We start from the raw sequence: 24,597 nt of genomic DNA on the forward strand, positions 1-24,597 counted from the left end.
AATTTACCGCCGGGCACCGACAGGAACAGCGGATTCAGCTTTGGGCGGTACGGCCGCCCCCGGGGAGGCCGTACGACGGCGGCTGCCAGCCGGTGCGGGCCGCCCACTCCTCCATCCGGGGAACGGCGTACGCGGTCAGCCAGTTCTCCTTGTCCGCGGCGTACCCGGCGGTCGACCGGTCCACCTCGTGCAGCCGCGCGGCGCGGCGCTTCTCCGCGAGGTAGGCCGCGCGGGCGCCGTCGTCGTCGCGCAGCCAGTCGCGGAAGCACAGCGCGAACCGCCAGCCCGGGGAGCCGGCGGCCCGGAGGTGCAGGTTCACGGCCCGGCCGGGGTCGGCGCTGCCGTGCAGCCGCTTGTCCCACCGGGCGGGGTCCGCGTCCGCGGGTTTGGGGTGGTCGGCGAGGACGCCCGGCCAGACCGGGAAGCCCGCACCGGTCAGGGCGGCTGCCAGCCGGTCGGCGGCGGCCATGTCCGCGACGCCCAGCTGCAGGTCCAGCACGTCCTTGGCAGCGAGGCCGGGCACCGCGGTGGACCCCACGTGGTCCAGCGTCAGGGCCTCCTCCCCTGCCGCCACCCGGAGCCGGGCGATGATCCGGGCGGCCTGCGCCGGCCAGTCCGGGTTGGCCGGGGTCAGCGCGGGACCCCCGGTGCGGGCCGCCACGCGGCGCCGGGTGAGGTTTTCCGCGTAGGGGGTGAGGCGGAACTTCCAGAGCCGATCCACGGCGTCGCGGAGCTCGTCCTTGGAGCCGGCGTTTTCGAGCACGACGTCGGCGGCGGCCAGGCGTTCCTCCCGGCCGGCTTGGGCTGCGATCCGGCTGAGGGCCTGCTCCTCGGTCATCTTCCGGTGCTCCACCATTCGCCGGACCCGGACCGGTTCGGGAGCGTCGACCACCACCACCAGGTGGAAGTGGGCGCCCTGCCCTGTCTCCACCAGCAGAGGGATGTCCTGGACCAGCACTGCGCCGGCGGGGGCCGCGGCGGTGAGGGCCGCCGCCCGCTCTCGAACCAGGGGGTGGATGATGCCGTTGAGCACGGCGAGCCGTTCCGGATCGCCGAACACGAGGGCGCCAAGGCGGGGCCGGTCCAGCCGCCCGTCGGGTCCCAGCACCGCGGAGCTGAACGCCTCCACCACCTTCGCGAGCCCCGGCGTGCCCGGCTCCACCACTTCCCGGGCCAGCGCGTCGGCGTCGACCAGGACGGCGCCGAGCTCGCGCAGCCGTGAGGCCACCACTGACTTTCCCGAGGCGATCCCGCCGGTCAAACCGATCTTCAGCACACCTCAAGACTAAACTGAACGGGTGCCTGACGACGCCGAATTCCAGGAGAGCCGGGCCACCGCCTACACCGTCCCCGCCGGTCCGGAGTTTCGGCACGAGCTGGAGATCAAGCGCTCGCGCTTCATCACGGTGATCGCCCGCACCGCCGGCGAGGACCAGGCCCGTGCCGTGGTCGCCGGGCTGCGGCGGGAATTCCACGACGCGCGGCACCATTGCTCGGCGTTCGTGCTGGGTCCGGACCGGGACGTCCAGCGCTCCAGCGACGACGGCGAGCCGTCCGGCACCGCCGGAATCCCCATGCTGGAGGCGCTCCTGAAACGCGAAACGCTACCCGGCGCCGCGGACCTCAGCGACGTCACCGCCGTCGTGGTCCGCTACTTCGGCGGCATCCTCCTGGGCGCCGGTGGCCTGGTCCGCGCCTACTCCGAATCGGTGTCCGCCGCCCTGGAGCTGGCGCCCCTGGTGCGCCGGCAGCGGCTCAGGATCTGCTCCGTCGCCGCGCCGCATGCCACCGCCGGCCGGCTGGAGAACGACCTCCGCGCCGCCGGGTTCGTGATGACGGAGGCGGCCTACGAGCAACGGGCCACCGTCTTGCGGCTGGCGCTGCCGGACGACCCCGCCGGGCTGGGCCGCGCCGCGGAGCGGGTGGCCGCCCTCACCGCCGGCGGATCCTCCCTGCAGCCGGGCGGGACGGAGTGGGTCGATGTCCCGCTCCCCTGACGCCGCAGAGCCGATCGACGTGCCGCCGATCGACGTCGTACTTGTCGACGTTACGGAGGCCGTGCTGGAGTGGCTGCTGGCCGTCGCGCTGGCAGACGCTGACGCCGACGAGGTGACGCCGCCGCGGGGAGGGTCTCCGGGGTGGAACGCGGACCGCGTCCGGTGGTTCCTCGCCTATCACCGGGCGGCGGCCGGGCTCGAGGGGCCGGCCCGGGAGAAGACCTGGGCGGTGACGGCCGGCGGTACGCCCGCCGGGGCCGTCCGGCTGAAGGCTGTGTCGGCCCCGGGGACTGCCGGGGGCTCCCTGGTGCTGGAAACCGGGATCTGGCTGCGCCGGAGCCTGCGCGGCCAGGGTATCGGCCGGGAGGCCTTGCGGTTGGTAACAGTGCAGGCGGCGGCCACCGGGGCCGCAGTCCTGACGGCGGACACCGCCACCGGCAACGCCGCGGCCCGGTCCCTGCTGGCGGGCCTGGGCTCGACCCTCGCCGACGACGACACCCGGGTCACGGCCCGGATCCCGCTCCCCTAGGATCTCAACCCAACTGACTGGCAGCTGAGGCCGTTATGAGCATTGAAAACGGCCCCGGGAGCGAGTCAGTTGGGTGTGCCACGATGGGAGGAAACGATTCCAACGCGAGAGACGGGAGCAACGGCATGAGTGGGAACTATGACCTGGGGCGGTTCGTGACGGCGCAGGACGCCGGCGGGACGTACCGGCAGGCGCTGGCCGAACTGGACGCCGGGGCCAAGCGCAGCCACTGGATGTGGTTTGTCTTCCCGCAGGTCGCCGGCCTGGGCATGAGCGCGACGTCGCAGCGGTATGCCATCGCGTCGCTGGGCGAGGCCCGAGCCTATCTGGCGCATCCGGTGCTCGGACCCCGGCTGCTGGAGTGTGCCCGCGCCGTGCTCGGAGTGGATGGCCGCAGCGCCGAGCAGATCTTCGGCGGCATCGACGCCCGCAAGCTGCAGTCCTCGGCGACGCTGTTCCTCCGCGCTGATCCCGGGCAGCCGGAATTCCAGGAACTGCTCGACCGGTATTTCGACGGCACGGCGGACGAGGCCACGGACCGGATCCTCGCCGGCTGAAGACGCCGCTTAAACCACCAAGGGCCCCTGCATGGTGCAGGGGCCCTTGGTGTGTGGCCCGGGAAACCCGGGCCGCTGGCAATTAGTTGCCGGTCAGCTTCTCACGCAGGGCGGCGAGAGCCTCGTCGGAAGCGAGCGTGCCGCCACCGGTGTTGGACTCGGACGCAGCCGGCTCCGAGGAGTAGCTGGTGGTGCCGGAGTCGCTGTCACCGGACGTCGCGGCAGCGGCGTCGTCGGCAGCGTGCTGGGCAACCTGCTTCTTGTGGGCTTCCCAACGGGTCTGGGCGTCAGCGTACTGCTGCTCCCAGGCGGCGCGCTGGGTCTCGTAGCCCTCGAGCCACTCGTTGGACTCCGGGTCGAAGCCCTCCGGGTACTTGTAGTTGCCCTCTTCGTCGTACTCTGCGGCCATGCCGTACAGAGCCGGATCGAATTCGGTGCTGTCGGCGTCGACGCCCTCGTTGGCCTGCTTGAGGGACAGCGAGATGCGGCGGCGCTCGAGGTCGATGTCGATGACCTTGACGAAGAGCTCGTCACCAACGGAGACGACCTGCTCGGCCAGTTCAACGTGGCGCACGGCGAGCTCGGAGATGTGAACCAGGCCTTCGATGCCGTCTTCGACGCGAACGAACGCACCGAACGGAACCAGCTTGGTGACCTTACCCGGAACAACCTGGCCGAGGGCGTGGGTGCGGGCGAAGGTCTGCCACGGATCTTCCTGCGTAGCCTTGAGCGACAGGGAGACGCGCTCGCGGTCCAGGTCGACCTCGAGAACCTCGACGGTGACTTCCTGGCCAACTTCGACAACCTCGGACGGGTGGTCGATGTGCTTCCAGGACAGCTCGGAGACGTGAACCAGGCCGTCGACGCCGCCCAGGTCCACGAAGGCACCGAAGTTGACGATCGAGGAAACGACGCCGGGACGGACCTGGCCCTTTTCCAGCTTGTTGAGGAACGTGGAGCGGACCTCGGACTGGGTCTGCTCGAGCCAGGCACGGCGGGACAGCACAACGTTGTTGCGGTTCTTGTCCAGCTCGATGATCTTGGCTTCGATCTGCTGACCGATGTACGGAGCGAGGTCGCGCACGCGGCGCATCTCGACGAGGGATGCGGGCAGGAAGCCGCGCAGACCGATGTCGAGGATAAGACCACCCTTGACAACTTCGATGACGGTACCGGTGACGACGCCGTCTTCTTCCTTGACCTTCTCGATGTCGCCCCAGGCACGCTCGTACTGAGCACGCTTCTTGGAGAGGATCAGACGGCCTTCTTTGTCTTCCTTGGTGAGCACCAGGGCTTCGACCTGATCGCCAACGGAGACAACGTCTCCCGGGTCAACGTCGTGCTTGATGGACAGCTCGCGGGAGGGAATGACACCTTCGGTCTTGTAACCGATGTCGAGCAGGACTTCGTCGCGGTCGACCTTGACGACGGTGCCTTCAACGAGGTCTCCGTCGTTGAAGTACTTGATGGTCGCGTCGACAGCTGCGAGGAAATCCTCAGCGGACCCGATGTCGTTGATCGCGACGACAGGGGTACCGGACTTCTCGGTAGAGGTGATGGTCATGTAGTAGGGGCTCCGTTGTGGATAGTGAGTCGGTCAGGCAGACCGTCCAGCCCGCATCGGCGACACGGGGAGAAAGCACGGCAGATCGCAGGCGATCTGCCGGGTCATCCTGATTCTGTGGATTTGGTTGCGCACACGTAGTACACGCCCGTTTAGTCTAGTGCCATCCGCCAAGCCCGGTCAAAGCGCGTGCGGGCACGCCGCAGCCCGGCATCGGGCGGGTGCCGGGCTGCGCGTGGTCCGGAATGGCACCTCCGCGGGCGGGCCGCCTAGAAGTGCGTGAGGCAGTGCGGGGGGCGTTCGACGGCGAACATCCGGGCGGCGCGGAACGCGGCCGACGGCGTGAGCTCCCGGATCCTGCCGGCCGCCGCGAGGGTGACCGGGTTGACTCCGCCGACGAATACCGAGGACAGGTCGGCGATGTCCAGTTCCAGGTCCGCGGGCCGGTCGGCGCCTTCCCCGGTGACGTCGGTGACCGTGGCGGTCCCGCCGTCGACGTCGAGGGCGAAGGTGCCGCCGGCGATCCCGAGGCCGTCGGCAACCGTCAGCACCAGGCGGCCGTCGGCCGGATAGTGCCGGGCGGCCAGGGCCCGGGGCACGTCCAGGATGCGCAGCCAGAGCATGTCGCGGGGTTCGGAGGCCTCCACGCAGCGGGGGTCCCTCAGTGCCCACGGCAGCGGGTCGTCCACGGGAGCTTCCTGCCAAATGACGCGCTCCACGAGGTCGATGGCGCCGAGGTACTGCCACAGTTCCAGGTAGGCGTCCCGGGTGGCGGCCACCAGGTCCACGACCTCCATGGTGGCCGGCATGCTGGACCAGCCGCCGAACTTGTAGGAGACGTACCCGTCCACGGTCCCGTCCGGGCCATAGTGCAGCGCGGTCTTGATCTTCGGGTCCTCGTTGGCCTCCCGGCTGACCTCACCGGAGACGAACTGCCGGTAGAACTCGTGCCGGCCCACGGAGCCGGGGGTCTGGCGGTGGACCCGGTCGAAGATCTGCGGGGCGAGCTCCAGGAGGACCTTGGGATCGGCGACTTCCACGCTGCCCACGGGCACGTGGTTGAGGACGAAGCGCGCGCTGGTGTCCACCTTGATGGACTGTTCCGCCGTGGCGACCCCGTAGCCGAAGCGGCCGTAGATGGAGGCCTCCGAGGCGGTCAGCGCCGCCACGGCGAGGCCTTCCTTCCGGGCGAGCTCCATTTCCTGCACCATCATGCGGCGCAGCAGCCCGCGCCGGCGGTGCGAGGTCCGGACCGTCACGGCCGTCACCAGCCGCGCGTCGAGCAGGCGGCCGAAGCCGATGTTGAGCGTCTTGGTCATGGTGCCGAAGGTGGCCACGGGGATGTCGGCGTCGAGTGAGTGCGCGGCGACCCGGCCGGTCTGGTAGGCGCCGGTCATCATCCGTCCGTCGGTCCGCTGCATGGCGATGCCGCGGTCCACGCGTTCCTCCGTGCGGCGGTCGTCGTGGAAGCCGAAGGCGACGGCGCGCATCCAGGCGACCGCTTCCGGGTAGGCCGTCTCGCCCTTGGCCGCGGGCGTGAAACGCCGGATCTCATACTGTTCTGACACGTGCTACTCCCCCTGATGACTGTCTAAAACGTAAAGCCGGTGTGAAACGTAAACCCGGTGTGAAGCCTAGACCCGGCGGCCGGGCCCGCGCGGGCCCGGCGCCCCGGCTAGTGTCCGGCCTCGTACCAGCTGGTGCCGATGCCGATTTGGACCTCCAGCGGCACCGACAGCTCCGCGGCGGCGCCCATCTGCTCGGTGACGAGCTTCTCGACGGCGTCGCGTTCGCCGGCGGCCACTTCCAGAACCAGTTCATCATGGACCTGGAGCAGCATCCGGGATTTCAGCCCCTGCTCGGCCAGGGCCCCGGAGACGCCCAGCATGGCGCGCTTGATGATGTCCGCCGCGGAACCCTGGATGGGCGAGTTCAGCGCGATGCGTTCGGCGTTCTCGCGCAGCTGCCGATCGGTGCTGGTCAGGTCCGGCAGGTACCGGCGCCGGCCCTCGATGGTGGCGGTGTAGCCGTCCACCCGTGCCTTCTCCACCACGCCGCGGAGGTAGTCGCGGACGGCGCCGAACCGGTCGAAGTAGTCCTTCATCAGGGTCCGGGCCTCGTCCACGGAGATCTCCAGCTGCTTGGACAGGCCGAAGGAGGTCAGCCCGTACGCCAGGCCGTAGGACATGGCCTTGACCTTGGAGCGCATGGCGCTGGTGACCTGGTCCGTGGGGACGTGGAAGATGTTGGAGCCGACAAAGCGGTGCAGGTCCTCGCCGTCCTTGTACGCCTGGATCAGGCCGGCGTCGCCGGAGAGGTGCGCCATGATGCGCATCTCGATCTGCGAGTAGTCGGCGGAGAGCAGGCACTCGTACCCGTCGCTGACCACGAAGATGCCGCGCACGCGCCGGCCCTCCTCGCTGCGGATCGGGATGTTCTGCAGGTTCGGGTTGTTCGAGGAGATCCGGCCGGTGGCGGCGACGTTCTGCGCGTAGGTGGTGTGGATCCGGCCGTCCTCGGCCACGGACTTCTTCAGCGACTCGAGCATCTGCCGGAGCTTGGAGGATTCGCGGTGCGCCATCAGCTGGACCAGGAACTCGTGCCCGGTCTTCTCCAGCAGGTTCTTCAGCGAGGCCGCGTCCGTGGTGTAGCCGGACTTGATCTTCTTGGTCTTGGGCAGGCCGAGTTCCTCGAACAGGACCGTCTGCAGCTGTTTGGGCGAGCCGAGGTTCACCTCGTGGCCGATCGCGGCGAAGGCCTGCTGCTGGGCGTTGTCGATCACCCGGGCCAGGTCGGAGAGCTGTTCGTCCATGCGCTGCATGTCGATGCCGATGCCCGCGAGTTCCATGTCCGCGAGGACGCGGCTGACCGGCAGTTCCAGGGTGGTCAGCAGGTCCAGGGCGCCGCGGTCCTTGAGTTCGTCCTCGAAGAAGCGGCTGAGGGCCTGGACGACGGCGGCGACGTGCACCAGCGCACCGGCGGAGGCCTCGTCGTCGCCGTCGAACGCCAGCTCCAGCTGCCCCGCCTTCGCCTCCTCCTTGGAGACGGTGAGGTTCAAGTGGTGCTGGGCCAGTTCGGCGAGCTCGTAGCTACGGCGGTCCGGCTGGATGAGGTAGCCGGAGATGGCGGTGTCATCGACCACGCCGTCCAGTTCCATGCCGCGGGCGGAGAGCGCCTTGAGGGCGCCCTTGAACCCGTGCATCACCTTCGCGGCCGAGGGGTCCCTGAGCCAGGCGGCGAGGACGTTCTCGGTCTCGGCATCCTGGGTGGTGAGGTCGAGGTAGACGGCGGATTCGCCGTGGACGATCGCGACGGCGGCCGCGTCCTCGCCGATCCGGCCGGGGACCAGGTCCACGGCGACGGCGGCACGCTTGTCCTCCGTGCCGGCCAGGAATGCGGAGAGTTCCTCGGCCGTGGCGGGGACGGTGTAGTCCGGGGTGGCCAGGGTTTCGCGTTCGGCCTCGGTGACCTCGCTGCCGTAGAGGGCGAACAGCCGGGTGCGGATGGTCTTGAATTCGAGAGTGTCGAAGAGTTCCTCGAGCGCCGCCTGGTCCGGCCTGGGATCCGCGAGCTCCTCAAGGGTGACGGGCAGTTCCAGGTCGGTCCGCAGCCGGTTGAGCTTGCGGTTGCGCTTGACGGCGTCGACGTTGCCGCGGAGGGCGTCGCCGACCTTGCCGCCGATCGAGTCGATGTTCTCCAGCACGCCCTCGAGGCCACCGTAGAGGTTGATCCACTTGGCCGCGGTCTTGGGCCCGACGCCGGGGACGCCGGGAAGGTTGTCGGCGGTTTCGCCCACCAGGGCGGCCAGGTCGGAGTACTGGGCGGGGCTGACGAAGTACTTCTCCTGGATGGCTTCCGCGTCCATCCGGGGAATGTCGCTGACGCCCTTGCGCGGGTAGAGGACGAAGACGTTGTCGGTGATGAGCTGGAAGGCGTCGCGGTCACCGGAGACCAGCAGGACCTCGAAGCCGGCCGCTTCGCCCTGGGCGGCGAGGGTGGCCAGGATGTCGTCGGCTTCCCAGCCCGGGAGCTTGATGGTCTTGATGCCCCAGGCGCCCATGACCTTGTCGATCAGGTCGATCTGCCCGCTCATTTCGCGCGGGGTCTCGTTGCGGCCGCCCTTGTAGCCGTCGTATTCGGCCTTGCGGTGGGTGGTGTCGTCGGAGACGTCGAAGGCGACGGCGATGTGCGTGGGCTTCTGCTCCTTGATCAGGTTGATCAGCATGGAGGTGAAGCCGTGGATGGCGTTGGTGTGCTGGCCGGTGGCCGTGGAGAACTTGTCGGCGGGCAGGGCGAAGAACGCGCGGAACGCCATGGAGTGTCCGTCGAGCACCAGGAGCCGGGGCTGGTCCGTGATCGGGATGACGGGGACCTCGGTGGCCGAGGGGTGGTCGGCGAGGCTGTGGCCGGCCGCCTTGGCCGGCGCCTTCCCGGCGGGGCTCTCCGCCGCCGGTGCGGCTGGCTGAAGGGTGTCCACTGCGGACGCGGAAGGGGCCGGTTTGGTAGTTTCGCTCACAGGTGCCAGCCTAGTTGGCATGATCGACAATTTCACGCCGGCGCCGTACGCCGCCGAACTGGAAGCCGCCGGCATTCCCGCGGAACTGCATGGCTGGCTGGGCCGGATGGGCGTCGGGTCCCTGGTGGTGAAGATGGGGATCAAGTTCGTGGAACTCAGCCCGGAACGCACCGTGGCCACCATGCCCGTTGAGGGCAACACCCAGGTGGCCGGGATCCTGCACGGCGGAGCCCACGTGGTGCTCGCCGAGACCCTGGGGTCCTTCGCCGCGGCGATGCACGCCGGCCCGGGCCGGCACGCCCTCGGCGTCGACGTCGGCGCGACGCACCACCGGTCAATCGCCTCCGGCACCGTGACGGGAACGTGCACGGCCATCCACCTGGGCCGCACCCTCACCACGCACGAGATCGTGATGACGGACGAGCAGGGCCGCCGCCTCTCCACCGCACGCATCACCAACCTGCTGCGCGACAACGCCCCCGACGCAGCCCAGTAGCCGGGCACTGAAACGGGCACTGACGCCGGCCAGTAGCCGCCGGGCCCGTCGGCTCAGCCGGCCGGCTTAGCCTGTCGAGTCAGGAGCGGGCGGGCAGCCGGTAGCGAAGTTCCACCACGCCCCGGCCCATCGTCCGGGATCCCAGGAGCTCCAGCGGCGCCGTCGGACCGGCCAGGGGCAGCAGCGGCTTGCCGCGGCCCAGTGCCACCGGGATGAGGGAGAGGATCAGCTCACCCAGGAGACCGGCGTCGGCGAATTGCGCGGCGAGCACTCCCCCGCCGACCACCCAGACGTTCCGGCCCTTTGCTGCGGAGCTGAGGTCGTCGGCGAATTCGGTGACGGGACCCCGCACGAAGGTGATGTCCGCCCCGGGCACCGGCCGGAGTTCGTGGTGGGTGAAGACCCAGCACGGGATGCCGGGGTACGGCCAGCCCTCGGAGAGGTGGTCCAGCAGCCAGGCGTAGGTGCCGCCGCCCATGACGACGCACCCGACGCCGGCGAGGAACGCGTCGTAGCTCTCGGCGCCGCCGTCGAACCCGTCGAACTGCAGCAACCAGTCGAGGCCGTCCGCCGGGGTGGCGATGTAGCCGTCCAGGGATGCCGCGACGAAGTACTGGAAGTCAGCCATGGGCACAGCCTAGCCAAGGGCACGGGGCGTTCCCAGCCCCGAAGGTCCCTCCCCGCCGCTACGTGGAGCCGCTACTTGGAGAAGTAGGGAATGATCAGGTACAGCCCGGCCAGGACGGCGATGCCGCAAAGGCCGAAGCAGGCGTAGGACAGGGGCCGGACCCAGCCGGGCTGCTCGGTCCTGCTGTCGCCGGCGATGGCCGTGAGCCGCACCCCGAGGGAGTACAGGACGGTGATGATCACCGCGGCGACGAGGGTGGCGCCGGCCACCTGAAAGAGTTCAAGCCATTTCATTTCCGGCCACCTTTGGACTTGTTGCCGCGGCTGACCGCTGCTGCCTTCTTCTTCGCGAACCGGATGGCCTGGCCGGCCTCTTCGACCTCGACGGCGTTGTGGCTGCCGACGTGGGACTTCCGGGAGGCGACAAACATGTAGACCACCGCGGCGGTGCCGGCGACGGCGGCGATGACGAACCCAACCGTTCCGGTGTGCACGAGCAGGGCGGTGAGGGCGCCGACGATGCCGGCGGCGGGGAGGGTGAAGAGCCAGCCGATGACGATCTTGCCGGCGGTGCCCCAGCGCACGGTGGTGCCGCGGCGGCCCAAGCCGGAGCCGATCACGGAGCCGGAGGCCACGTGCGTGGTGGAGAGCGCGAAGCCCAGGTGCGAGGAGGCCAGGATGGCGGCGGCGGTGCTGGTCTCGGCGGCGAAGCCCTGCGCGGGCTTGACCTCGGTCAGGCCCGAGCCCATGGTGCGGATGATCCGCCAGCCGCCGGAGTAGGTGCCGATGGCGATGGCGAGGGCGCAGGCGGCGATGACCCAGAGCTGGGGTCCGGTGCCCGGTGCCTGGCTGCCGGCGGCGATCAGGACCAGGGTGATGATTCCCATGGTCTTCTGCGCGTCGTTGGTGCCGTGGGCGAGGGCCACCAGGCTGGAGGTGAAGATCTGTCCGGTGCGGAAGCCGCCGCGCTTCTGGGTCAGCTTGCTCCCGGTCTCGGGATCGTGCCGGGCGGTCAGGGCGTAGGCCAGCCGGGTGCAGATGTAAGCGACGAGCGCGGCGATCACCGGGGCGAATACGGCGGGCAGGAGCACCTTCTGCAGGACGGAGGTGAAGTTCACCGAGTGCAGCCCGATGCCGGCAATCGCGGCGCCGATGAGGCCGCCGAACAGCGCGTGCGAGGAGCTCGAGGGCAGGCCCTTGAGCCAGGTGATCATGTTCCAGAGGATCGCGCCCATGAGGCCTGCGAAGATGATGTCCGGGGTGATCTGGATGCCGTCCGAGCCCTCGCGGATGATGCCGCCGGAAACGGTCTTGGCCACCTCGGTGGACAGGAATGCGCCCACGAGGTTCAGCACCGCGGCGAGTGCGACGGCGGTGCGGGGCTTGATGGCACCGGTGGCGATGGGCGTGGCCATCGCGTTGGCAGTGTCATGGAACCCGTTTGTGAAGTCGAAGAACAGCGCCAGTGCTATGACTAGCGCCACCATTACGGTGATTTCCACCTGTTGCCCAATCTGCAGAGTCGACGGTCAGCAGTTTCATTCCCCGTGGCGGCCTTGTCATTCACTGTTCACCGGCCGTTTGGCAGGTGCCACTTGCGCGGTTCACCAAAGCTGTCCTGAAACCCTATAGATCGTACGTGCCAACGGGGGCACGGCAAAACAGCAGGGGAGCCGGCTCCGGCGCCCGGGGGCCGCCGAAGCGGCGGCGCCGGCTTAGGGGCGCGGAAGGTCCTCGCTCGTCCCGGCGTCGAGCCCGACGGCGATCCTGGCCTCCAGGGCCGCCGTCGTCGCGTCCGGGAGCACGATCAGCCCGTCCAATTCCCGCCGCGCCCGCTTGTACGCCGTCTGCCGTTCGGCCGGGGTGGACCCGGCGTCGGAGGCGATCCGGAGCAGCTTCCGGGCGGTGGCGAGCCGGTCGCGTTCGGGGCCGGTGAACTTGCTGTCGCGGATCCGCCGGGCCTCGCGTTCGGCGACGTCGAAGGCCACCTCGAAGGCGTTGACGGCGTTCCGGTACTCGGCGAGCCGACCGGCGGCCGGCGGCTCCGTTCCCGCCGGTCGGAGGCCGTCCGCATCCCGCTTGGCGCGCAGGAAAGCCACCGTGAGGGGTTCCCGGACGTCCGTCATGGCCGGGAAGTCGATGAGTTTGCCGACGTCGAGCTCATAGTCCAGCCAACGGCGGTTGACGGCGTCGTGGGCGTCCAGGACCTGCTGCACTTCAGCACGGCTGCTCTGTTCCGCCTCGGCCTGCCGGTTCTTCAGACGGTACAGCTCCACCCGGCGCCGGTGCCGCCGTTCGGCGGCCTTCCGCCAGGCGCCGGCCCAGCTGCCCCCGAGGGCGCTGAGCGGGAACACCAGCCACCAGTAATGGCCCACGAAGGTCAGTATCGAATCCACCGCCCCATCCTCGCACCGGCCCGGACGCGGGAAAAGCCCCCTCCGTGGAGGGGGCTTCCCGTCGGCAGGACCGCTCAGTCGCCGTGCTTGACCTTGTGGACCCGTGTCACGACGGTGGGACACGGGACATTCAGGAGCACCGCGTGTGCGGTCGAGCCGAGCACCAGCCGGGAGAAGCCGCCGCGTCCGCGGCTTCCGATCACCAGCAGGCGCGCCTCCCCCGCCAGGTCCGAGAGGGCCTTCGCGGGGTCGGTGTCTGTTTCCAGGCGCTGATGGACCACCAGGTCCGGGTACTTGTCGTGCAGCCCGGCGACGGATTCGGCCAGCACCACCCGGTCCTCCTCGACGATCGTCTCGGCCAGGCCGCTCTCGGGCAGCTGCCGTTCCACCCAGCGGGCCGGGTTCCGGAAGGCCAGGACCGCAGTCAGTTCGTCGCCGCCCCGGTCCGCCTCGGCGGCGGCGTAGGCCACGGCCTGCAGGGATTCTTCGGAGCCGTCGACGCCGACCACCACGCCCCGGGTGCCGGTGCCGCGTTGGGTGGGGATAACCGCCACCGGACATTCCGAGGCGGACGCCACCTGCAGCGCGCGGTCCGTCATGGGGCCGCCGTCGAGCCAGTGCCTGTCGTGGCCGCCCACCACCACGAGGGCGGCGGACTGGGACGCCTCGCGCAGCGCCGCGCCCGGGCTGCCGTGCCGCAGTTCGGTGTCGACCGCGACGTCCGGGGCCTGCTTGGCGGCGGCGGCCTTGGCCTTCTCCAGCAGCTCCAACCCGGACTGGCGGATCAGCTCGTGGTACTGGAAGTCCGGGGACATCCAGCGGTCGTCCACGGCGTGGACGCAGAGGACCGGGGCGTTGTCCGCGGCGGCCCGTTCCAGCGCCCAGGCCAGCGCGGCTTCGCTGCCCGCGGACCCGTTGACGCCGACGACGATGGGTTTACTCATGCTGATCGCTCTTTTCCGTCGTAGGCCAGGCTGGCCGCCCCGCCGCGGGCGGTCCCGGCAGCGCACCCTTCTGTGACCGCTGCGCCCGGACGCCGCAGGGGCCGCTGCCGTGGCCGCTGCTGTCTGGCATGACGCGCCGGCCGCCCCTGGGAGCCGCCGACACCTCAGTGTGTCCCGGGTCCGCGGGGCGGGTTAGGGCCTTAAGCCCCGCACCTTTTTCGGGGCAGGCACGCCGCTGCGGCGGGCCTAGAAGCCGCTGGGTTCGGTCTCGAATTCGGGTTCGCGCGGCGGTCCCTCGTGGTGGACCGGCCGGACGGCGGAGGTCTCCTCCAGCCAGATCAGGGCGTCGTAGCGGTCCCCCATCCGGGTGGGCACGTAGTTGCCGCGCTCGCGCTCCGGGTGGTAGACGACCCCGATTGCCCGGTGCCCCAGCCAGGTGGCCAGCCACGGGCCGGTGCGGTCCTCGCCGAAGTCCAGCACCGCGGGCACGCCCAGGGCCTCGTGCAGGAACGCCTCGTGGCTGTCCGGCCGGGCGACCGGGACTTCCAGGATCCCGTTCCGGGGTCCCCCACGCCCCGGCGGCCAGCACGGTACCGCGGTGGCCGGCGAAGCCCACCAGCGCCACCCCGTCGGCCGAGTGACGTTCGCGCAGCAGCTGCCCCACATTGATCAGCCCATCCACCGCCATGTCCGTGGCCCGCGCGTCGCCCACGTGCGTGTTGTGGGCCCAGACGATCCCGCGGGACTCCGGGCCCAGGTGGTGGCTGAGCCGGTCGATGCTGTCCGCCATGTGGTGGTCCCGGACATTCCAGGACTGCCGGTCGCCGCGGACCATGATCCGGTAGTAGTGCTCGGCGTTGGCCGCGACCTCCGCATTCTGGACGGCGTCGAACGCGTCGTCGTCCTCGTGCTCCGCGGCGTCGAAGGCCCGGGCGCGGATCTCCCGGAGGAGTGCGACGACGTCGGCCTCGCAGGACTGCGGGACGAGGCGCGTGCTCCAGGCGTACTGGTGCGGGTCCTCGTGGTGCGGCAGGAAACACTGCCAGGCGCGCATCGCCGCGGGGACGGCGTCGGGCTGGTGGGCCTCGAGCCAGGCGATGATCTCCCGCAGCGAGTCCCAGAGCGAGTACACGTCCAGCCCGTAGAAGCCCACGCGCCGGGACAACGGCCGGTGCAGGTTCCAGGACCGCAGCCAGTCCAGGAACGCCGCCACCTCCTCGTTCGCCCACATCCAGGTGGGCCAGCGCTGGAATCCCGCCAGCAGCGAATGCACGCCCTGCTCCGCCCCGGTGATGCCGCGCACCCACTGGTTGATCCGCCAGCAGTCCGGCCAGTCCCCCTCCACGCCGATCCAGGTATAGCCCTGCTCCTCGATCAGCCGGCGGCTCAGGGTGGCCCGCCAGGTGTAGAAGTCGTGGGTGCCGTGGGAGGCCTCCCCGATGGCGGTGAACCGGCAGCCGGCCGCGCGGCGGACGACGGCGTCGAGGTCCCGGTCGCTGCGCAGCGGCCGGGCCAGGGCGTGGATCTCGCTCAGGACCGCGGAGCGGGTGACCTGCGCGCTCACCGCGGGTTCCCCAGGTCGACCCGTTCCAGGTACTCCGGAACCCGGGCGCGCCAGCCCAGCTCCCGTTTGATCCGCAGCCGCAGGGCGTCCGCGGCGTCCGGCTCTCCGTGCGTGACGTAGGCGATGCGCGGGGCACTCGGTGCGGCCTTCATCCAGGCGATCAGCCCGTCGGTGTCCGCGTGGGCGGAGAGGTTCTCCATCTGGATGACCTCGGCCCGGATGGTCAGGTCCTCGCCGTAGACCCGCACGTTGCGCTCGCCGGCGGCGAGCGCCGCTCCCCGCGTCCCGCCGGCCTGGTAGCCGCTGAGGACGACGGCGTTCTTCGGGTCCGTCCCGTACGCCGCGAGGTGGTGCAGCACCCGACCACCGGTGAGCATACCGCTGGCGGAGATGATGATCATCGGTCCGCCGCGCAGGTTCAGCAGCTTCGAGTCGTCGACGCTGCGGGTGAACGTTGCCACGGTGTACATGCCCCGGTACTCCTCGGGCCGGAGCCGGTGTTCCTCCGGGTGGCGCTGGTACATGTCCGAGGCGTCGATGGCCATGGGGCTGTTGAGATAGATGGGGATGTCCGGGATGGCGTTCTTCCGCCGCAGCCTGGAGAGGTACAGCATCAGGGTCTCGGCGCGACCGACGGCGAACGCGGCGAACAGGACCACGCCCCCGCGTTTGGCCACCCGCCGAACGATCTCCCCCAGCTGTAGTTCCGGGTCCGCCTCCGCGTGCTTCCGGTTCCCGTAGGTGGATTCGGTGACCAGGACGTCCACCTCTCCCAGCGGCCGGGGCGGATACATGAACGGATCATCGCTCCGGCCAAGGTCCCCGGTGAAATGGACCGACTGCGAGCCGAAGCGGACGTGCACCTGGGCGGCGCCGAGGATGTGGCCGGCCGGCACGAACGTCAGTTCCATGCCGCCGCCGAGGTCCAGCGGGTCATCGAACTCCCGGACCTTGAAGCTGTTCAGCGAGCGGACCGCGTCTGCCGCCGTGTAGAGCGGGAGGGCCGGCGAGTGGCTGGCCGAGCCGCGGTGGGTGGCGTTCTTGGCCTCCTCCTCCTGGAGGTACCCGCTGTCCGGCAGGATCAGCTTGCACAGTTCCGCGGTGCCGTCGGTGGCGTAGACGGGACCCTTGAAGCCGTCCCGGACCAGGGCCGGGACATAGCCCGTGTGGTCCAAGTGGGCGTGGGTGAGGACGACGGCGTCGATGGAGTGCGGCGGTACGGGAAACGGGGCCCGGTTGCGTTCCCGACTGCGCTTGTAGCCCTGGAACAATCCACAGTCCACCAGGACGCGGCGGCCGCCGGATTCGAGCAGGTACCGGGAACCGGTCACGGTGTCTGTCGCACCGAAGAACCGCAGGGAAGGCCGGTCGTGTGTCATGGTGCGTTCCGTTCCCGAGTCCGTCACCCCCACCTTCCGCGCAATCGCCCACGCTCCGTAGGGCCGAAAGTCACGGCGCAGCGGAGCCCTGGCCCCCGTGCAGACAGCCCAATGGGACCACCGACTGGCATCGCCAATCGGGCACCGCCGTCCCCGGGACCCGATACCGGGCAGTAGGCTTTTTTGGGGTGGCCGACTTGTCCCGCAGCCGCCGCAAACCACTGCCCCCGGACCCGTCAGCGGCCGGACCCCCTCCCCACGGCAAGGACCAGGCATGAAGCAGAAATCTCTTCCGGAACCACAGGTGCCGGGCCTCCCGTGGGCGGACCGGCCCTGGACCGCCCACTACAGCGACGGCGTTCCGGCCGACCTGGTGCTGCCCACCGGGTCGCTGGTGGACATGGTGGAGGCGTCCGTCCGGCGCTACGGCAGCCGGACGGCGCTGGAGTTCTTCGGGGCGCGGACCAGCTACCGGGAGCTCGGCGCGCAGATCAACCGCGTGGCCGCCGGGTTGCAGAAGCTGGGAGTGGCCGCCGGGGACCGGGTGGCCCTGGTCCTGCCCAACTGCCCGCAGCACGTCATTGCCTTCTACGCGGTGTTGCGCCTGGGGGCCGTCGTCGTCGAACACAACCCCCTGTACACGGACCGCGAGCTGCGCCACCAGTTCGAGGACCACGGCGCCACCGTCGCAATCGTCTGGGACAAGGCCGTGGACCGGGTGCTGCGGCTGCCGGCGGACATTGGCCTCCGCACCGTGGTGTCGGTCGAGCTGATCCCGGCCATGCCGCTGGGCAAACGGCTGGCGCTGCGGCTTCCGCTGCCCTCCGCACGGAAGGCACGCGCCGCCCTGGCCGCCGGGAAGCCGGCGCGCGGAACCCGGGCCGCCGTCGTTCAACGGCAGGTACTGCCATGGCACCGGCTGCTGGACGCCGGGCGGCTCAAGCGGCGCCACCAGCGGCCCGCGCCCGGGGACCTGGCGGTCCTGCAATACACCAGCGGCACCACCGGCGCGCCGAAGGGTGCCATGCTCACGCACGCGAACCTGCAGGCCAACGCCGCGCAAGGCCGCGCGTGGGTACCCGGCCTCCAGGACGGCAAGGAAACCGTCTACGCCGTCCTGCCGATGTTCCATGCCTACGGGCTCACGCTCTGCATGACCTTTTCGCTGAGCATCGGGGCGCGGCTGGTCCTCTTCCCGAAGTTCGACGCCGGCCTGGTCCTGAAGGCGCACCGGCGCTCGCCGGCGACGTTCCTGCCCGCCGTCCCGCCGATCTACGACCGGCTCGCCGCGGAGGCCGCCCGCCGGGGCGTGAGCCTGCGGGGCATCAGGTACTCCATCTCCGGGGCCATGAACCTCCCGGTGGCCACGGTGGAGACCTGGGAAAAGGCAACCGGCGGGAACCTGATCGAAGGCTACGGCCTGACCGAGACCTCGCCGATCTCCATAGGCAACCCCTTCGGCCCGAGCCGCAAGCCCGGCACCGTGGGCGTCCCCTTTCCGCTCACCGACATCCGCGTCGTCGATCCCCGGAACGTCGCCGTCAACCGGGCGCCCGGCGAACGGGGCGAACTGCTGATCCGCGGGCCGCAGGTCTTCGCCGGGTACTGGAACCGCCCGCAGGACACCGAGGAGGCCCTGCTGGAGGGCGGCTGGTTCCGGACCGGTGACATCGTCTCCGTCGACAAGGACCACTTCGTGACCATCCGGGACCGGATCAAGGAACTGATTATCACCGGCGGCTTCAACGTCTCACCCACCGAGGTCGAGGACGTCCTGGCCAGGTTCCCCGGCGTCGCGGAGGTCTCCGTGGTGGGCGTGCCCCGGCCCGGCGGCGGCGAGGACGTGGTGGCCGCCGTCGTGCCCGACGCCGGCGGCACGGTGGACCCCGGCGCCCTGCGGGACTTCGCGCGGGAACACCTGGCAGCGTACAAGGTGCCGCGGCGGGTGGTGGTCATGGAGCGACTGCCGCGCTCGCTGATCGGTAAGGTCCTGCGCCGGGAGATCCAGGCAGCCCTCGCCGAACGCGCGGCCGAATAGCCCGCCCCCTTCGATTACCTGCGGCGCTCCGGTCCGGCTGAGAGTCGAGTCTCACGTGGGCGGGTAGGGTGCGTAGAGGAGTTGTGCCCGCCGCCGGGCTTACGGCGGCGTCTGCAGAAGGGAAGTTGTCGTGGCTCGCAAGACACCTGAGGTACAGGAACCGAACGAAAAGGACCTGGAGGTCGGCGACCGGCCCAAGCACTGGGCGGCCGGAGTTCCCGGCGTCTACCACTCCATGGAGCCGGCGATCAAGCGGATGGGTCCCAACCGGACCCGCAAAACGGTCCTGAAGATGAACCAGAAGGACGGCTTCGACTGCCCCAGCTGCGCCTGGCCGGACCCGCACCACCGCAAGGCGTTCGAGTTCTGCGAGAACGGCGCCAAGGCCGTCACCTGGGAGGCGACGCCGCTGGTGATTCCGTCGTCGTTCTGGGCCGAACACTCGGTCAGCGAACTGCGCGACCGGTCCGATTACTGGCTCGGCATGCAGGGCCGCCTCACCGAACCGGTGTTCAAAGCCGCCGGCGAGGACCACTACACGCCCGTGTCCTGGGATGAGGCAATCCGGATCGTCACGGACAAGCTCCACGGCCTGGCGTCCCCGGACGAGGCGTCCTTCTACACCAGCGGCCGCACCTCCAACGAGGCGGCCTTCCTCTACCAGCTGCTGGTGCGCGGCTACGGCACGAACAACCTCCCGGACTGCTCCAACATGTGCCACGAGTCCTCCGGCTGGGCGATGGGCCAGACCATCGGCATCGGCAAGGCGACCGTGAACTTCGACGACTACGCCGACGCCGACCTGATCATCATCATGGGCCAGAACCCGGGCACCAACCACCCGCGCATGCTGACCGAGCTGGAGAACTGCAAGCACAACGGCGGCGAGATCGTGGCCGTGAACCCGCTCCCCGAGGCCGGGCTGCACCGCTACAAGAACCCGCAGAAGGTCCGCGGCGTGATCGGCCACGGAACCTCCATCGCGGACCAGTTCATGCACATCCGGATCGGCGGGGACATGGCCCTGCTGCAGGCCGTCTCCAAGCGCGTCCTCGACGCCGAGGACCGCAACCCTGGGACGGTTCTGGACCACGCGTTCCTGGCCGAGCACTGCGAGGGCCTGGACGAACTGAAGGAACACCTCGCGCAGCTGGACGAGCGGGAGGTCCTGGAGGCCACCGGGCTGCGCTCCGAGGAGATCGACGAGCTGGCCGCCCGGTACCTGAAGGCGGACAAGGTCATCATCACCTGGGCCATGGGCGTCACGCAGCAGAAGAAGGGCGTGGCCACCATCAAGGAGATCATCAACCTCCTGCTGCTGCGCGGCAACATGGGCAAGCCCGGGGCCGGCGCCTCGCCGATCCGCGGCCACAGCAACGTCCAGGGTGACCGGACCATGGGCATCTGGGAGCAGATGCCGCAGTCCTTCATGGAGGCCCTGGGCAAGGAGTTCGACTTCGAGCCGCCGCGCGAACACGGCGTGGACGCCGTCGAAACCATCAACAAGATGCGCGAAGGCGAGATCAAGTTCTTCATGGCGATGGGCGGCAACTTCGTCGCCGCCGTCTCGGACACCAACGCCGCGGAGGCCGCCATGGCCGGCACGGAGATGACCGTGCAGGTCTCCACCAAACTCAACCGCTCCCACGTGGTGACCGGCGCCGAGGCGCTGATCCTGCCCACGATGGGCCGGACCGAGATCGACATCCAGGAATCCGGCGAACAGTTCGTCTCCGTGGAAGACACCGTCTGTGCCGTGCACCCCTCGTGGGGCAGCGTGGAACCGGTCTCCCACCACCTGCTCTCCGAACCCGCGATCCTCAGCCGCCTGGGCAAGGCGCTGGTGGGCGATAGGATCGCGGCGGACTGGGACGGCTTCGAGAAGAACTACGACCTGATCCGGGACCACATCTCCCGCGTGGTGGGCGGCTGCCAGGACTACAACGAGCGGATCCGCCAGGAAGGCGGCTTCATCCTCGAGAACGGTCCCCGCGATTCGCGCACCTTCGCCACGCCCACGGGCAAGGCTGTGCTGACGGTGAACTACCTCGAACACGTCGAACGCCCCGAGGGCACGCTGATCCTGCAGACCATGCGCTCCCACGACCAGTTCAACACCACCATCTACGGGCACAACGACCGGTACCGCGGCATCAAGAAGGGCCGCCACGTGGTGTTCGTCAACCCGGACGACATCGCCGAACTGGGGCTCGCGGACGGTCTGTACGTGGACATCCACGGCGTGCACGACGACGGCGAGGAGCGGGTGCTGCGCAAGTTCCGCGTGGTCTCGTACCCGACGTCGCGCGGCTGTGCCGCCGCGTACTACCCGGAGGCCAATGTCCTGGTGCCGCTGAACCACACCGCTGAGGGGAGCAACACGCCCATCTCGAAGGCTGTGATCGTGCGGCTCGAGGCCAGCGCGGACCAGGAAGCTGACGGCCCGGGCCGCCTGCACGCCGCTCCCGGTGCGACGGTGTCCGCCTAGCACCCCTCCGGAAAAGCCGGCAGGCCGCGTCCCTTCGGGGATGCGGCCTGCCGGCTGTTGTGTGTGGGTGCGTTGGGTGCGGGCTACTGGGCCCGCTTGGTCCAGCCCTTTTCGTCCGGGCCGCCCTCTTCGCCGTGCTCGCACAGCTCGATCACCTTATCCGCGGCCGCCGTGACAGCCTCGTCGACGCTCTTGCGCCCGTGGGTGGACGCCGTCCCGGCGGCGAAGCCGACGACGAAGGCGCTGACGGCGTCGGCGTGCGGACCCACGGCCTTGACCGATTCGTCGGCGAGTTGCACCAGCTTCTCGTGGTCCACCTCCAGGTCGAGGATTTGGAGGGCCTGGATCAGGCGCGCGCTCCAGTGCCGCAGTGAGCTGTCTTCATCCCGGGGCAAAGTCATGTATTACTCCTCTTCGTCGGTGCTGCATCGGTGCGTCCGTCGTGCGGTGTCCCTCAAGGGGTAGCACCGATCAGGGCGCAAATGAAACGCGACACAGCCCCCGCGCCGGAATGGATGTGCCCCGCGTGCCCGGGCGTAAGCTCATGCCATGGCGAGATTCTTCGATGTCCACCCCGACAACCCGCAGCCGCGCTCCATCACCCAGGTGGTGGAGCTGCTCAAGTCCGGGGGCCTGATCGCCTACCCGACGGACTCCTGCTACGCCCTCGGCGCGCAGCTGGGCAACCGGGAGGCGCTGGACCGCATCCGGGCCATCCGGCACCTGAACGACAAGCACCACTTCACCCTGGTCTGCAAGGACTTCGCGCAGCTGGGACAGTTCGTCCAGATCGACAACGACGTCTTCCGGAGCATCAAGGCGGTGACCCCCGGCAGCTACACCTTCATCCTGCCGGCCACCAAGGAGGTCCCCAAGCGGCTGCTGCACCCGAAGAAGAAGACCGTGGGGGTGCGCATCCCGGACCACACCGTGGTCCAGGCGATCCTGGCGGAACTGGGCGAACCGCTGCTCTCCAGCACCCTACTGCTGCCGGACGAGGAGGAGCCGCTGACGCAGGGCTGGGAGATCAAGGAGCGGCTGGACCACGTGGTCGATGCCGTCATCGACTCCGGCGAGTGCGGCGCGGAACCGACCACCGTGATCGACTTCTCCGGCGGTGCCGCCGAGGTGGTCCGACGCGGCATGGGCGACCCGTCCCGGTTCGAGTAGCCGCACGGGTTCACAGCGTTCGACCCCGGCCCGGCTAGGATCGGGGCATGGCCAGGCTTACCGCACCCGACACCATCTATCACGCCTCCTGGCTGGAGGCCTTTGCGGAGTTCGACGGCGCGCACCAGGATGGCGGCGGGATAGAGCATCGGCCGGACGCGGACCTGGCGGGTTCCGCCGCGTTCGCCGCTTTTGTTGAGGCTCTGCGCCGGGACGCGCGACCGGAGACTCCGCGGAAGCCCGGCTATGTGCCCTGCACGTATCTCTGGATTGTGGAGGGCGGCGACTTCGTCGGTTCACTCGCGGTCCGCCACCACCTGAACGAGTTCCTCCTCAACGAGGTGGGGCACATCGGCTACAGCGTTCGTCCGTCGGCGCGGCGGCGCGGTCATGCCGCGGGCGCCCTGGCGGAGGCGCTGCCGATCGCCCGCGGCCTGGGAATCGAGCGGGCACTCTTGACCTGCGACGAGGAGAACGCTGGCTCCCGCGCCACGATCGAAAGGAACGGCGGCGCCTACGAGGACACCCGGAACGGCAAGCGCCGCTACTGGATCGAGACGGCCTAGCGCTACGCCTGTTCGGCGGTGACGTCGCCGACGCGTCCGTCGGCTCTGAGAGAACGGCGTCGGCCCAGCAACAGCACCAGGGCGGCGACGACGATCACCGCCGCGCCGCCTGCACCCGCTACGGCGCCGGGCGAACTCCACGGTGAGGGCCCGGCGTCGTTCCCGACTCCTGTGCCGTTCCCTACCCCGGCACCGGCCGGGCCCGCAGGAGCGGAGGCCGGTACCGGCGCCGGCGGCGCGTAGCGGGAGACCGACCCGTTGCCCACGCCGGTGCCCGGCGTCGCCGCGATGATGCTGCCGTCCGGGGCCACCGCGAGGTGCCCGGGGCGTCCCTCGGTCGGGATGGTCGAGTCGACGGTCCGCGAACCGGGCTTGATCACGGATATTCCTTCTGCGAGCACACTCGAGACGTAAAGCGTCCCGTCGGGTCCGAGGGCCGCCTCGCTGGGGCCGCCCGGGACATAGATGGTGTAGCCCACCCGGTCCGCCCCCGTCCCGATGACCGCCACCTTGTTCGTGCTGATGTTCGTGACGTAGACCGTGCCGTCCGGGGCGACGGCGATGCCGTGGGGATTCTCCGTCGTACCGGCCACTGCCCCGGTGGGAATCGTGTGGGATGCCGCGGCCTGGCCGGCGGGAACGATCGAGACCGTGCCCTCGATCTGGTTGACCACGTAGGCGGTGCCGTCCGCGCCGACAGCGACTTCCACGGGCCCCACCCCGACGCCGATGACATGGTCCACCGCCGTGCCGCCGGGGGCCAGGACAAGCACCGTCTTGTTATCCGGGTTCGGCACGTACACTTTTCCGTCGGGTCCGACGGCGATGAAGTGGTTGCCCCTCCACACCGGGATGGTCCGGGCGACGGCCGCGGCACCGGGAGGCACGACGCCGATCTCGGCCCCGCCGACGGAGCCACCCTGCTGCTGGGCCACGTAGAGCGTTCCGTCCGGCGCCAGGGCCAGTCCGGCCACGTTGGGGCCGGTCGTGATCCGGCGCGTAGGGCCCGGCTCGCCCGGCGGAATCACCAGGACCCCGCCGAAGCCGTTGTAGCCGCCGTTGTAGCCGCCGATGTACGCGGTTCCGTCCGGGCCAACGATGACGTCGACCGGCGTCCCGCCCGTCGATACCACCTCCGCCGGCGCCAAGGCAGCCGGCGCCGCGGCATCCTGCGCCGCAACGGCCTGCCCTGCCCCGCCGCACAGGGCAGCTCCCACAGCCACAACCGCCAGCCAACGTCCTCGTGCCACCACTACCCCCAAACAGTGGGCCGCCCGGCGCGGCCAACCCCCGAAGCCTACTACCGAAGGGTTTCCCCCGGGCCAATGTCCGCCCCCGGGCTTACACTTAGATTCGAACATATATTCGAACTAAGGTGTGTTGTGGGCGCAATTATCGGACCCCGCGTGATAGACGCGGGCACTTCCCTCCTCTCGGTGCTGATCTCGCCGGTCCCGGTGGCGGCCGGCTATCCCTCGCCCGCGCAGGACTACTTCGACGGCCGCATCGACCTGAACGAGCACCTGATCAAGGACATCACCAGCACCTACGTGGTCCGGGTCTCCGGGGACTCCATGGAGGGCGCCGGGATCAGTGACGGGGACGAACTGATCGTCAACCGGGCGCTGACACCCGTGGACGGATCCGTCGTCGTCGCGGTCCTGGACGGCGAGCTGACCATCAAGCGGCTGAGGATCACCCGCAACGGCGTGGTGCTGCAGGCCGAGAACCCGGCCTACCCGGACATCAGGGTTCCGTCCCTGTCC

22 protein-coding genes are annotated in these 24,597 nt (G+C 69.8%); 9 read left to right on the top strand and 13 right to left on the bottom strand.

Features of this window, described 5'->3' with window-relative positions; all coding sequences use genetic code 11:
• Window positions 1-34: 34 nt before the first annotated feature.
• On the bottom strand, window positions 35-1,276 hold the full coding sequence (gene coaE / locus ABC337_RS17525) for a dephospho-CoA kinase (protein ID WP_412882885.1): 1,242 nt from the start codon (window positions 1,274-1,276) through the stop codon (window positions 35-37).
• Window positions 1,277-1,298: 22 nt separating this feature from the next.
• Between coaE and ABC337_RS17530 the strand changes: the two genes are divergently transcribed.
• The 3 genes from ABC337_RS17530 to ABC337_RS17540 all read left to right on the top strand — a co-directional run bounded on the left by ABC337_RS17530 (window position 1,299) and on the right by ABC337_RS17540 (window position 3,083).
• Complete coding sequence (locus ABC337_RS17530) at window positions 1,299-1,997, top strand: IMPACT family protein (RefSeq protein WP_412882884.1); 699 nt, start codon at window positions 1,299-1,301, stop codon at window positions 1,995-1,997.
• Window positions 1,981-2,526, top strand: coding sequence for a GNAT family N-acetyltransferase (locus tag ABC337_RS17535; protein ID WP_412882883.1), 546 nt, complete (start codon window positions 1,981-1,983; stop codon window positions 2,524-2,526). The genes ABC337_RS17530 and ABC337_RS17535 overlap by 17 nt, the downstream gene beginning before the upstream one ends.
• 125 nt (window positions 2,527-2,651) lie before the next feature.
• Window positions 2,652-3,083, top strand: coding sequence for a DUF1810 domain-containing protein (locus ABC337_RS17540; RefSeq protein ID WP_412882882.1), 432 nt, complete (start codon window positions 2,652-2,654; stop codon window positions 3,081-3,083).
• A gap of 82 nt (window positions 3,084-3,165) precedes the next feature.
• On the opposite strand, the gene rpsA is transcribed toward ABC337_RS17540, so the two are convergent.
• From rpsA to polA, 3 genes are all read right to left on the bottom strand, one after another.
• Complete coding sequence (gene rpsA, locus ABC337_RS17545; RefSeq protein WP_290257943.1) at window positions 3,166-4,647, bottom strand: 30S ribosomal protein S1; 1,482 nt, start codon at window positions 4,645-4,647, stop codon at window positions 3,166-3,168.
• Window positions 4,648-4,916: 269 nt separating this feature from the next.
• The gene (locus tag ABC337_RS17550; RefSeq protein ID WP_412882880.1) at window positions 4,917-6,215 is read right to left on the bottom strand and encodes a GNAT family N-acetyltransferase; all 1,299 of its coding nucleotides are present in this window, start codon (window positions 6,213-6,215) and stop codon (window positions 4,917-4,919) included.
• Window positions 6,216-6,322: 107 nt separating this feature from the next.
• The gene (gene polA, locus ABC337_RS17555; protein ID WP_412883258.1) at window positions 6,323-8,962 is read right to left on the bottom strand and encodes a DNA polymerase I; all 2,640 of its coding nucleotides are present in this window, start codon (window positions 8,960-8,962) and stop codon (window positions 6,323-6,325) included.
• A 220-nt stretch (window positions 8,963-9,182) separates the two neighbouring features.
• On the opposite strand from polA, the gene ABC337_RS17560 reads away from it, so the two are divergent.
• On the top strand, window positions 9,183-9,659 hold the full coding sequence (locus ABC337_RS17560; RefSeq protein WP_412882879.1) for a hotdog fold thioesterase: 477 nt from the start codon (window positions 9,183-9,185) through the stop codon (window positions 9,657-9,659).
• Window positions 9,660-9,738: 79 nt separating this feature from the next.
• Here ABC337_RS17560 and ABC337_RS17565 read toward each other — a convergent pair whose 3' ends face one another.
• The 7 genes from ABC337_RS17565 to ABC337_RS17600 form a co-directional block, all read right to left on the bottom strand.
• Window positions 9,739-10,287 carry a dihydrofolate reductase family protein gene (locus ABC337_RS17565; protein ID WP_412882878.1) on the bottom strand — a complete coding sequence of 183 codons (549 nt, stop codon included), beginning with the start codon at window positions 10,285-10,287 and terminating at the stop codon, window positions 9,739-9,741.
• A gap of 71 nt (window positions 10,288-10,358) precedes the next feature.
• Window positions 10,359-10,580, bottom strand: a complete 222-nt coding sequence (locus ABC337_RS17570) for a hypothetical protein (RefSeq protein ID WP_412882877.1) — start codon at window positions 10,578-10,580, stop codon at window positions 10,359-10,361.
• Window positions 10,577-11,788, bottom strand: a complete 1,212-nt coding sequence (locus ABC337_RS17575; protein WP_412882876.1) for an inorganic phosphate transporter — start codon at window positions 11,786-11,788, stop codon at window positions 10,577-10,579. The genes ABC337_RS17570 and ABC337_RS17575 overlap by 4 nt, the downstream gene beginning before the upstream one ends.
• A 213-nt stretch (window positions 11,789-12,001) precedes the next feature.
• Entirely contained in the window at window positions 12,002-12,682 is a 681-nt protein-coding gene (locus ABC337_RS17580; RefSeq protein ID WP_412882875.1) for a hypothetical protein, read from the bottom strand.
• Window positions 12,683-12,756: 74 nt separating this feature from the next.
• The gene (locus tag ABC337_RS17585; protein WP_412882874.1) at window positions 12,757-13,626 is read right to left on the bottom strand and encodes a universal stress protein; all 870 of its coding nucleotides are present in this window, start codon (window positions 13,624-13,626) and stop codon (window positions 12,757-12,759) included.
• Window positions 13,619-15,190 (bottom strand): erythromycin esterase family protein, encoded by a 1,572-nt coding sequence (locus ABC337_RS18545; protein ID WP_459562706.1) that lies wholly within the window; start codon window positions 15,188-15,190, stop codon window positions 13,619-13,621. Before ABC337_RS18545 ends, ABC337_RS17585 begins: the two co-directional genes overlap by 8 nt.
• Complete coding sequence (locus ABC337_RS17600; protein ID WP_412882873.1) at window positions 15,187-16,569, bottom strand: MBL fold metallo-hydrolase; 1,383 nt, start codon at window positions 16,567-16,569, stop codon at window positions 15,187-15,189. Before ABC337_RS17600 ends, ABC337_RS18545 begins: the two co-directional genes overlap by 4 nt.
• A gap of 274 nt (window positions 16,570-16,843) precedes the next feature.
• On the opposite strand from ABC337_RS17600, the gene ABC337_RS17605 reads away from it, so the two are divergent.
• Together ABC337_RS17605 and ABC337_RS17610 are read left to right on the top strand one after the other, a co-directional pair.
• Window positions 16,844-18,607 carry a long-chain-fatty-acid--CoA ligase gene (locus tag ABC337_RS17605; RefSeq protein WP_412882872.1) on the top strand — a complete coding sequence of 588 codons (1,764 nt, stop codon included), beginning with the start codon at window positions 16,844-16,846 and terminating at the stop codon, window positions 18,605-18,607.
• 130 nt (window positions 18,608-18,737) lie between these two features.
• Complete coding sequence (locus ABC337_RS17610) at window positions 18,738-21,095, top strand: FdhF/YdeP family oxidoreductase (RefSeq protein ID WP_412882871.1); 2,358 nt, start codon at window positions 18,738-18,740, stop codon at window positions 21,093-21,095.
• Between the two features lie 83 nt (window positions 21,096-21,178).
• On the opposite strand, the gene ABC337_RS17615 is transcribed toward ABC337_RS17610, so the two are convergent.
• On the bottom strand, window positions 21,179-21,496 hold the full coding sequence (locus tag ABC337_RS17615; protein ID WP_412882870.1) for a DUF6457 domain-containing protein: 318 nt from the start codon (window positions 21,494-21,496) through the stop codon (window positions 21,179-21,181).
• Between the two features lie 148 nt (window positions 21,497-21,644).
• Here ABC337_RS17615 and ABC337_RS17620 point away from each other — a divergent pair, with 148 nt between their 5' ends.
• Together ABC337_RS17620 and ABC337_RS17625 are read left to right on the top strand one after the other, a co-directional pair.
• Window positions 21,645-22,265, top strand: coding sequence for an L-threonylcarbamoyladenylate synthase (locus ABC337_RS17620; RefSeq protein WP_364137490.1), 621 nt, complete (start codon window positions 21,645-21,647; stop codon window positions 22,263-22,265).
• Between the two features lie 47 nt (window positions 22,266-22,312).
• A complete protein-coding gene (locus ABC337_RS17625; RefSeq protein ID WP_412882869.1) occupies window positions 22,313-22,831 on the top strand; it encodes a GNAT family N-acetyltransferase in 519 nt (172 codons plus the stop codon).
• A gap of 2 nt (window positions 22,832-22,833) precedes the next feature.
• Here the strand turns inward: ABC337_RS17625 and ABC337_RS17630 are convergent, their stop codons facing one another.
• A complete protein-coding gene (locus tag ABC337_RS17630) occupies window positions 22,834-24,054 on the bottom strand; it encodes a Vgb family protein (protein ID WP_412882868.1) in 1,221 nt (406 codons plus the stop codon).
• 159 nt (window positions 24,055-24,213) lie between these two features.
• On the opposite strand from ABC337_RS17630, the gene ABC337_RS17635 reads away from it, so the two are divergent.
• Window positions 24,214-24,597 (top strand): LexA family protein (locus tag ABC337_RS17635; RefSeq protein ID WP_412893299.1); only part of this gene is annotated, 384 nt, incomplete at its 3' end.

The sequence above is a fragment of the Arthrobacter phoenicis genome (assembly GCF_047238215.1).
Classification (GTDB): Bacteria; Actinomycetota; Actinomycetes; order Actinomycetales; family Micrococcaceae; genus Arthrobacter.